The sequence below is a fragment of the Lapillicoccus sp. genome (assembly GCF_025353065.1).
Classification (GTDB): Bacteria; Actinomycetota; Actinomycetes; order Actinomycetales; family Dermatophilaceae; genus Lapillicoccus.
Map to the genome: position 1 here is coordinate 1 of NZ_JANXRJ010000276.1, position 4,590 is coordinate 4,590.

Consider the following 4,590-nt stretch of genomic DNA (forward strand, 5'->3'; position numbering starts at 1 on the left):
TCAACCCCCGACTAGAAAGTCATTTCCGACACGCGACACTAGGTGGCTGGTGCCAAAGGGCCATCAGTGGGGACCCGGTAAGGCCCTGAGGACGGCTCGGGGACGGCGACCGCCTGATTCGGGCTCGCGGCACGATGAACCGGGAAGGGCACTCGCGGTCGTTGCCGGGCCGGATAGGGGCCTCAGGGGCCGAATCCGGCTGCTGGGCAGGGCGAGCGGGTCCTTGGCCTCCCTACTCAGGCGGTCGCAACGGCCCACCCCGTTCCGGGGACAGAAACCACGGACAGAACCGCCATCCGGGCCAGGTTGACGGCAGCGGCGAGCAGCGCGAAGTCGGCGGCGACCTTCACCTGGCCTCGGACCCGGGCCCTTCGGCCGCCGTGCTGGCGGCGCATCAGGTGCCCGATCTTGCGTTCCACCTTCGGCCGAGTCGCCCGGTAGTCGCCGACCCAGTCCGGATGCGCCTGCCGGGCCCGCGCCGCGGCGAGCTGCGCCTCATGGATGCCGACGTTGATGCTGCGCCCAGACCCGGCCGTGGTGCACTTCTCCCGGAGCGGACACCCCGCGCACACCACACCGAAGCTGGCGGTGCCGGCCCCGTTGGTGCCGCGGCGGATCGGCGCGGTGTTCCCGGCCGGGCAGGTCACCTGCTCGTGCTCAACGTCGATGTCGAACTCGTTCTTGCTGAACCGGCCGCCGGAGTTGGCAGGTTGCTGGGTCTTGCACTTCGAGTCAATCCCGGCCCGTTCCAGGCGATCATGGAATCCGCCGGTGCCGTAAGCGTTGGGCGAGCTCAATCGGTCGTTGCAACACCCCTACTGATCCGAGGTGTTGTGCATGTGGTCGAAAAAGGAACTGATCGAGAAGCAGGCCCGGTTCTGGGTGTTGATGGCCCAGGGCTCGACGCTGCAAGCGGCCTGTGATGCTGTCGGCGTGGATCGACGAACTGGCCGTCATTGGCGCCAAGCGACCGGCGGGCGGATCCCGCGTAGGAAGCCCGAGCCCTCGGGCCGGTACCTGTGTCTGGAGGAGCGGCTGCGGATCGCCGACTTGCACCTGGCTGGCGCCGGTGTGCGGGCCATCGCCACACAGGTCGGACGGCCGGCCTCGACGGTCAGCCGCGAGCTGCGGCGCAACGGTCCCAAGCCGAGCACCCGAGGGCGGAGCAAGTACGCGCCGTATGCGGCGCAGAAGCGCGCCGAGCTACGGGGCCGGCGGCCCAAGGCGAGTAAGTTCGAGCACGCCGAGTTGGCGGCCGTGGTGCAGGCCAAGCTGTGCGTGAAGTGGAGCCCCGAGCAGATCAGCGATCACCTCGCCACGACGTTCCCTGACCGGGTGGAGATGCAGGTGTGCCCCGAGACGATCTACCAAGCGCTCTACGTACAGGGCCGCGGTCATCTGCGCGCTGACCTGCACCAACACCTGCGCACCGGACGGGCCGTGCGCCGCCCGCGACGATCCACGGCCAAGGGCCCCTCGGGCAAGATCCCGGACATGATCATGATCAGCGAACGCCCCGCCGAGGTCGCCGATCGAGCCGTGCCCGGACACTGGGAAGGAGACCTCATCTTGGGGTCGAACTGCCGCTCGGCCATCGCCACCTTGGTGGAGCGGCAGACCCGGTACACGATGCTGGTCCACCTACCCCAGGGCCACGGCGCCATGGCCGTGCGCGACGGCCTGGAAGCGGCCATCAAGACCCTGCCCGAGCACCTACGCAAGTCGCTGACGTGGGACCAGGGCACCGAGCTGGCCCAGCACCGCCAGATCACACTTGCCACGAAGATGGCCATCTACTTCTGCGACCCGCACTCCCCATGGCAGCGCGGCACCAACGAGAACACCAACGGGCTGCTGCGGCAGTACTTCCCGAAGGGCACCGACCTGTCCATCCACTCTCCCGAGCGACTGCTCGAGGTCGCCACCGAGCTCAACGCTCGACCTCGCAAGACCCTCGGGCGCATCACCCCCGCCGAAGCCCTGCAACGGCTACTGTTTGACCCCGAACCGCCCATCGTTGCGACGACCGCCTGAATTCGCCGATCCTCTTACGGCACATCCGTGGCCTCTGCTGCAGCTCCTCTGGTGGCGTCGCGGTGGGAGGCCCTCGAGGAGCTTGTGGGGGCGAGCTGTTGTCTGCCAAGAGCCGCATCTGCCGCCGTCGGGTCCACGGTCCGTAGGGGCGCTCTCCTACATCTCAGCGTGGACGCCCGTGTCCCTGTGTAGGTCGCGACGTCGGTGGTGTCCGATTCCGGCCCGCCAGAGAGGTGGTCCGCCACGACCCCGTGTCACTTCACCCCCCTGACTTTTTACCCCCGATAATGACAGTTATCGGCACTGACACACGAGCACACCGGGAGGCCGGATGAGCACCGAACCCCGTCTGGACGGCTCTGTGGCGGTCTCGACGGCGAACCCCGCGGTGGAGGCGGCCGCGGTGCCGGTGCCGGACCTGGTCGCCGGCCCGGTGGGCAGCACCGAACTGGGTGCTGAGCTCAGTGGTGGGCACGGTGCCGGGTTGGGTGCTCAGGTGAGTGCCGGGGTGACCGCCCGGACCCGGCAGGCGCGGTCGGAGAACACGGTGCGGGCCTACGACCGGGACTGGGCGGCGTTCACCCGCTGGTGCGCCCGCACCGGCAGCATGGGCAGGGCGGGCGGGTTTGACCGGGGTGCGCTGCCGGCGTCCCCGCAGACGGTGGCGGAGTACCTGGCCGAGGCGGCCGACACCCGCCGCGCCGACGGCTCCTGGGCGGTCACCGCCTCGACCCTGTCCCGGTGGGTCGCCGCGATCAACTTCGTCCACCGCCGCGCCGGCCACCCCCTCCCCGGCGGGCACGAGCTCGTCCAGGACTTCCTCGCCGGGCTGCGCCGGACCCGGGCCCAGCCGCCGCGGCGGTCCAAAGCCCTGTCGCTGACCGACCTCACCGCTGTCTTGGACGGGATCGAGACGAAGGTCTGGCCGGCCGCGGTCATCGGCCGCCGCGACGCCGCCCTGCTCCTGGTGGCCTGGGCCAGCGCCGCACGCCGCAGCGAGGTCGCCGCCCTGGACCGTTCCGACGTCACCGCCCACCCGGCCGACGGGCTGCACCTGCAGATCCGGGTCTCCAAGACCGACCCCGGCGCGGCCGGGCAGGTGGTGGCCATCCCCTTCGGGACCCGGCCGGGCACCTGCGCCGCCTGCCGAATCACCGCCTGCCTCAACGTCGTCGACGCCTGGGACACCGCCGGCCGGGTCGGAGTGATGACCGAGCTGCGCCGACGCCCCACCACCGGACACGTCTGTCACCTCGAGCACCCCACCCCGTCAGATCGCTTCGTGCCGCCCGGTGCGGGCCCACTGTTCCGGCCGGTGACGAAGGCCGCCACCATCGGCAACCAGCAGATCAACGGCCGCGTGGTCCACGCGGTGGTCCGCCGCCGACTCGAAGCGGTCGGGCTACCGTCGGCCGGGTTCGGTGCGCACTCCCTGCGGGCCGGGTTCGTCACCGACGCCTTCCGCGCCGGCGCCCACGCGATCATGCGCCAGACCCGCCACCGCAGCCCCACCACCCTCGAGGCCTACGCCCGGCACTACACCCCCCTGGAGACCAACGCCGTCACCACGATCGGGTTATAACCCATGGAAACGGCCCACCCCAGCCCACCCGTGCCCCTCCAGCACCCCCAACGCTCGCCGGTCCCCTCCCCCGACTGGCAGCTCTTCCTCGACTGGTGCACCGCCGCCGGCCACGACGCCCTGCCCACCACCCCAGCCGCGGTCACCGCCTTCCTCAACGACATCCCGGCCGGCCCCAGCACTCAACGCCGGCGAGTCCGAGCCATCCGCAACGCCCACGTCACCGCCGGCCACCTCTCCCCCGCAGACCCGCGCAGAACCGCCCCCACGCTCGACCCAGCCGACCCTCCCGCCGACCCAGCTGGAGCAGCTGTCCGGTCCGGGGCCGGCTGGCTCACCCCCGAACAGGCCCTGACCCACCTGCCCGTCGACCTCTGGCCGCACGGCCTACACGCCCGACGCGACGCAGTCCTGCTGCTCCTCCTCGGCCCCCTTCGGCACACAAAGGTTCAGGCCCTGCACGCGACCGCCCGCACCTACCCCCTGCCCGGCATCGGAACAACCGACCTCACCACCGCCGCCGACCCCCGCACCTGCCCGGCCTGCGTCCTGACCCGATGGCTGACCGTCCTCACCGCCACCACCCTCGGAGGCCGGTTCGCCGCCGAGGAAGTCGTGGTCGGCAGCCGCAGAGGCGGCCCCCGCGGCGGCCACGACTGCCTCGACGACGTCGAGGACGGCTGGCAGCGCTACCCGCTCCTCCCCTCCATCGACCAACACGGCTGGATCAGCGACACCGCCCTAACCCCCCGCAGCCTCGCCGCCATCATCAGCGGCCGCCAGGGCCCCAGCCAGACCTTCACCACCAGCAGGACGGCACAGGCCCCCGCCAACACCCCTGCGAGGGCCTCCTATCCGAGCGGTCGGCTCGCCCCCCAGGAACGTCCCACCGCGATCCTCAAGGAGCTCGACGAGCTCCTCGACCGCCTCGAAACCGAGAGCACCCAACTCAGGACCCGCTTGGGCGACGCTCT

At 71.0% G+C, this 4,590-nt stretch carries 4 protein-coding genes; 3 read left to right on the plus strand and 1 reads right to left on the minus strand.

Going from position 1 to position 4,590, the window contains the following annotated elements; translation table 11 throughout:
- Positions 1-236: 236 nt before the first annotated feature.
- Complete coding sequence (locus Q0R63_RS20165) at positions 237-797, minus strand: transposase (RefSeq protein ID WP_295701484.1); 561 nt, start codon at positions 795-797, stop codon at positions 237-239.
- A 40-nt stretch (positions 798-837) separates the two neighbouring features.
- Between Q0R63_RS20165 and Q0R63_RS20170 the strand changes: the two genes are divergently transcribed.
- The 3 genes from Q0R63_RS20170 to Q0R63_RS20180 form a co-directional block, all read left to right on the plus strand.
- On the plus strand, positions 838-2,034 hold the full coding sequence (locus Q0R63_RS20170; protein ID WP_295701487.1) for an IS30 family transposase: 1,197 nt from the start codon (positions 838-840) through the stop codon (positions 2,032-2,034).
- Between the two features lie 331 nt (positions 2,035-2,365).
- Positions 2,366-3,616, plus strand: coding sequence for a hypothetical protein (locus tag Q0R63_RS20175; RefSeq protein WP_295701490.1), 1,251 nt, complete (start codon positions 2,366-2,368; stop codon positions 3,614-3,616).
- 3 nt (positions 3,617-3,619) lie between these two features.
- On the plus strand, positions 3,620-4,590 hold a 971-nt coding region (locus Q0R63_RS20180; protein ID WP_295701492.1), incomplete at its 3' end, for a hypothetical protein.

Excerpts from the sequence above, each read along its gene's own strand:
- Q0R63_RS20170 (WP_295701487.1), top strand. The coding sequence starts at position 838 with ATGTGGTCGAAAAAGGAACTGATCGAGAAGCAGGCCCGGTTCTGGGTG.
- Q0R63_RS20175 (WP_295701490.1), top strand. The coding sequence starts at position 2,366 with ATGAGCACCGAACCCCGTCTGGACGGCTCTGTGGCGGTCTCGACGGCG.